The organism is Paenibacillus sp. N119s (assembly GCF_059447605.1).
The window spans coordinates 1-4,060 of sequence record NZ_JCAJRU010000338.1; the positions used below are offsets into that span (position 1 = coordinate 1).

The window sequence follows — 4,060 nt, forward strand, 5'->3', positions numbered from 1 at the left end:
ATAAAATATCTCATGTTTGATTTTGCGAACAAAATCAGTTTACTCACTCGTTGTTCAGTTTTCAAAGATCAAACTTTTTCTTCACCGCATTTTTCAGCAGCTATAAGATCATATCATGTTCGTTCCAAAAATGCAAGGGTTATTTTTTTTCTCCTTTTTACGAAGATCATTTCGCCCTATTTATTATCTTCTGAAACGGCTGTTTTGTTGTCAGCTCAAATAATATATCATTTTGAACTACAAATTACAACTTGTAATAAATTACAATTCCCATGATGCTCGTTCCTTTTATTTGCTTATGGTCAGAACTTACAATTAGACGGAGTTTTTTTAGCCCCCGCCTAATGATACTCATCATTCTATAGTCTACAAATCTCATGGGCACATTGACCATACGAAGGACAACAGCACATGCCACGCAACACTTTGAGGTCATGAATAACGATTTTTCCGTCTCTCGTATCCAGAGTTCCCTGCTCTTTTAACGAGCTTAGCATCCGGTTCACACTTTCGCGCGTTGCTCCAATCATCTCACCTAGTTCGGAGTGACTTAGCTTCATATTTAGTAAAATGCCATCTTTCACAGCAACACCACATGTATTACTTGCACGGATCAATGTAGACGCTAGTGCCCCTGTTTTGCCATACAATAGTAAGTCTCGAAACCGTGATTGCATAATCCGTTGTTTCATCGCCATCCACTGTATGAACTGAAGTGCCATCTCTCCATTTTTAGACAGGAGAGATTCCAGATCCTTAACAAACACGACACCTAACTCACACACATCGGCTGTTTCTGCAGTGCAACTATACTCTTCTCCATCTATCCCACTAAACTCCCCGATCAAATCGCCTTGATGCTGAATAGTTAGAATCAATTCTTTGCCATCTTCTGTCGATTTACGGAGTTTAACATGACCTGAATGTATATAATAAAGCTGCTCCGCATCATCACCCTCCCTGAAAAGCATAACGCCTGCCTTTACCTTCTTCCAGGACATGATATCTTTTAACAGCTCAAAATACTCTTCTGTCAGAAAAAGTTGAACTCCCGTGCGCTGTGCTTCGTCCCCAAACCGTTCCATACAAGTGGCTTGCATATTAGCGTCCTCCTCGTGTTTACCTGATATCCTTATCATAATATTTTGATGGTTGGGTTGTTATCGGGAGAACACCTGATTTTGCACCTCCCTACTCCCTGATTTGCAGTGATAAATATCACTTCCAAGATTATCTAACTGCCTATTTTATCGCTCCTTCCCTTATAAATTACCCACTCTAATGAAAAGTCAGTGTTTCCTGAACCTATAGATCAGGGGGTTCCCTGAATTACTTTTATACCTGTCGGAATTACAATAAATTAGAGCTACAGTTTGGTTAAGAAAAAGGATGTGTCTTCTATGCTGCAAATAACGGATGAAATGCGAAAAGAACTGAACCAGTTGCGAAATCATATTCATGGGGATCTCACTGCCCTTGCATTTATGTCCAAGTCAGGGGGTAAGTTACATTGGTATTATGCCTCCGGCAGTCGAAACAACCGCTATCGCCTTATCTCTTTTAAAGTCGGGCATGGGATTGCCGGGATGGCTGTTCGTCTGGGACGTACTGTGACCGTTAGCGCTTTAATATCAGGTAGTATACGTTTACGCCAAGAGTGTGCGCTTATGCTGGCCGAACAGTTACATTCTGCAGTAGCCATTCCCTTTTCCAGTACGGGAGACTTGCCCAATGGTGTGCTACTTCTTGGTAACCGTGAAGTGAGAACATTCAGCGATTCTGATGTAGCCCAAGCGACTCAAGTCGCTCATCGCCTTGGCCAGCTATGCGCCCTCCCTCTCACTCCATAAATTGATAATTGAATATAAAATAGGTCCATATGAACGGATCATCTAACGATCTCTGTTGATTGAAATCCCTAAAATTTGCTATGATTATGACAAAACGCACGGTTTTTTACCGTTCGAGGGGATGACTAATTGATTCGTATACTTGTAGTGGATGATCATGTTGTCGTACGTTCTGGCCTCATGGCCCTATTGGACGGCAAAAACGGTATTAAGGTAGTAGGAGATGCAGCAGACGGGGATGAGGCGATCCGCAAAGCAGTGGAACTACAACCTAATGTTGTGCTCATGGATTTTAGTATGCCACCTGGCAAAGATGGCCTCACCGCAACCACTGAGTTAAAAAAACAGTTGCCAGGTACAGAAGTGCTTATTTTAACAATGCATGACGACGAAGAATATTTGTTCCGAGCCATTCAAGCCGGAGCATCTGGATATATTTTAAAAAGTGCGCCTCACGAGGAATTACTCGCTGCCATCCAGTCTGTGGCCGAAGGTAGTGCCTATCTGTACCCCAATGCAACCAAACGCCTGATGAGTGAATATTTGGACAAAATCAAACAAGAGGGCATAGCCGGACCGTATGAATCTCTGTCTGAGCGGGAAAAGGAGATTCTATCATGGGTAGCTAAAGGATATGCCAACAAGGAAATTGCTGAACATCTGGTGATTAGCGTCAAAACCGTAGAGTCCCATAAAAGCAACCTTATGGAGAAGCTTAACCTGAAGACACGACCTGAGTTGGTCAAATTTGCACTGAAAAAGGGGCTGCTCCATTATGAATGAACCTTCTAACCCTCTACTGTTGCCTGACTTTGAGGAATCTACCGATAAACTGCTGGGTGATTTGGAAAATCACGTACTAGATTCCCCTTTTCTTCATGAACTGCGTAATTCACTCCACCAGCTATCCAATCTCAAATTTGCTTTAGATACCTCTTCCATCGTTGCTCTGACCGATCATCGAGGCATTATTCAGTACGTAAACGATAAGTTCTGTGAAATTTCGCAATATACTCGTGAAGAATTGATCGGGCAGGATCATCGTCTCATTAATTCGGGCTATCATACCCCCGCCTTTATGAAAAACCTGTGGACTACAATCCGTTCAGGTAAGGTATGGCAGGGAGAAATACGGAATCGTGCTAAAGATAACAGCTACTACTGGGTGAACACTACGATCGTTCCATTTATGGACGACGAAGGTAAACCCTATCAGTACTTAGCGATCCGCAATGAAGTAACTAAATTAAAAAAAGTAGAAGCAGAGCTTCAAACCATGATGACGCAAGTCATGCAAATACAGGAGGAAGAGCGTAAACGTTTTTCAAGAGAACTTCATGATGGGATTGGGCAAAGCCTGTTTTCACTTATTATTCAACTAGATAGCCAACTAGCCGAACAGCCCAGTGATACTTTGGAAAATCTGCGCACACAGGTAACCGACATCATCAAAGATGTTCGTGGTCTAGCATGGGAACTCCGTCCCTCCGTTCTGGATGATTTAGGCGTAGTCCCAGCCTTACGAACCTATATTGAAAACTTCTGCTCTCATTATGGAATCGAAGTGCATTTTCAATGTACTTTACGTAAACGCCTTGATATCCGAAAGGAGATAGCAATCTATAGAATTGTACAGGAAGCACTAACGAATGTGGCCAAGTACGCAGATGTAGCAGAAGCATACGTTGATGTAGAGGATCAAGACGAAATAATAAAAGTAATTATTCGGGATGAGGGTATCGGCTTCTCTGGAGAATCCAAAGGAGAGGGAGTTGGATTGTTCAGCATGGAAGAACGAGCTAGAGGAGTGGGCGGCTTCATGAGCATGACCTCTGCACCAAATCAGGGAACCTCCATCCAACTAACCATTCCAGTGTAAAATCTGTATACTAAATCAGTTATCGGTGTATCTCTCTTCCCCTGCAGGAACAGGAGAGATACACCGATGGCAAGTACTAACGATAGCACTCACTTTGTGGAATCTATGGAATATAAATGCACAAAAAAAGAGAGAGCCTGTCTGGGACAGAGCTCTCTTTATTTATAAGGTGTCACCACTGAGGCAACAAGAATCCGCTATAGCAAAAAGCGGGTGATGGGAATCGAACCCACGCTACCAGCTTGGAAGGCTGGAGTTCTACCATTGAACTACACCCGCAAATCAGTATCGGGATGACACGATTTGAACATGCGACCCCCTGGTCCCAAAC

The 4,060-nt window shown here is 42.9% G+C and carries 5 protein-coding genes and 1 tRNA gene; 4 read left to right on the forward strand and 2 right to left on the reverse strand.

Annotated features, from left to right (window positions below):
- On the forward strand, window positions 1-276 hold a 276-nt coding region (locus tag AC5V8P_RS24040; RefSeq protein ID WP_495473944.1), incomplete at its 5' end, for a hypothetical protein.
- Window positions 277-359: 83 nt separating this feature from the next.
- Here the strand turns inward: AC5V8P_RS24040 and AC5V8P_RS24045 are convergent.
- Entirely contained in the window at window positions 360-1,100 is a 741-nt protein-coding gene (locus AC5V8P_RS24045) for a Crp/Fnr family transcriptional regulator (RefSeq protein WP_064797338.1), read from the reverse strand.
- 300 nt (window positions 1,101-1,400) lie between these two features.
- On the opposite strand from AC5V8P_RS24045, the gene AC5V8P_RS24050 reads away from it, so the two are divergent.
- The 3 genes from AC5V8P_RS24050 to AC5V8P_RS24060 all read left to right on the forward strand — a co-directional run bounded on the left by AC5V8P_RS24050 (window position 1,401) and on the right by AC5V8P_RS24060 (window position 3,729).
- A complete protein-coding gene (locus tag AC5V8P_RS24050) occupies window positions 1,401-1,850 on the forward strand; it encodes a GAF domain-containing protein (RefSeq protein ID WP_064797339.1) in 450 nt (149 codons plus the stop codon).
- Window positions 1,851-1,979: 129 nt separating this feature from the next.
- Entirely contained in the window at window positions 1,980-2,633 is a 654-nt protein-coding gene (locus tag AC5V8P_RS24055; protein ID WP_063208286.1) for a response regulator, read from the forward strand.
- Entirely contained in the window at window positions 2,626-3,729 is a 1,104-nt protein-coding gene (locus tag AC5V8P_RS24060; protein ID WP_064797340.1) for a PAS domain-containing sensor histidine kinase, read from the forward strand. The genes AC5V8P_RS24055 and AC5V8P_RS24060 overlap by 8 nt, the downstream gene beginning before the upstream one ends.
- A gap of 208 nt (window positions 3,730-3,937) precedes the next feature.
- On the opposite strand, the gene AC5V8P_RS24065 is transcribed toward AC5V8P_RS24060, so the two are convergent.
- A tRNA-Gly gene (locus AC5V8P_RS24065) sits at window positions 3,938-4,008 on the reverse strand.
- Window positions 4,009-4,060 lie beyond the last annotated feature (52 nt).

What these genes read in the sequence shown, in the direction of transcription:
- AC5V8P_RS24050 (WP_064797339.1), top strand. Translation starts at nt 1,401, where the DNA reads ATGCTGCAAATAACGGATGAAATGCGAAAAGAACTGAACCAGTTGCGA.
- AC5V8P_RS24045 (WP_064797338.1), bottom strand. Translation starts at nt 1,100, where the DNA reads ATGCAAGCCACTTGTATGGAACGGTTTGGGGACGAAGCACAGCGCACG.
- AC5V8P_RS24060 (WP_064797340.1), top strand. Translation starts at nt 2,626, where the DNA reads ATGAATGAACCTTCTAACCCTCTACTGTTGCCTGACTTTGAGGAATCT.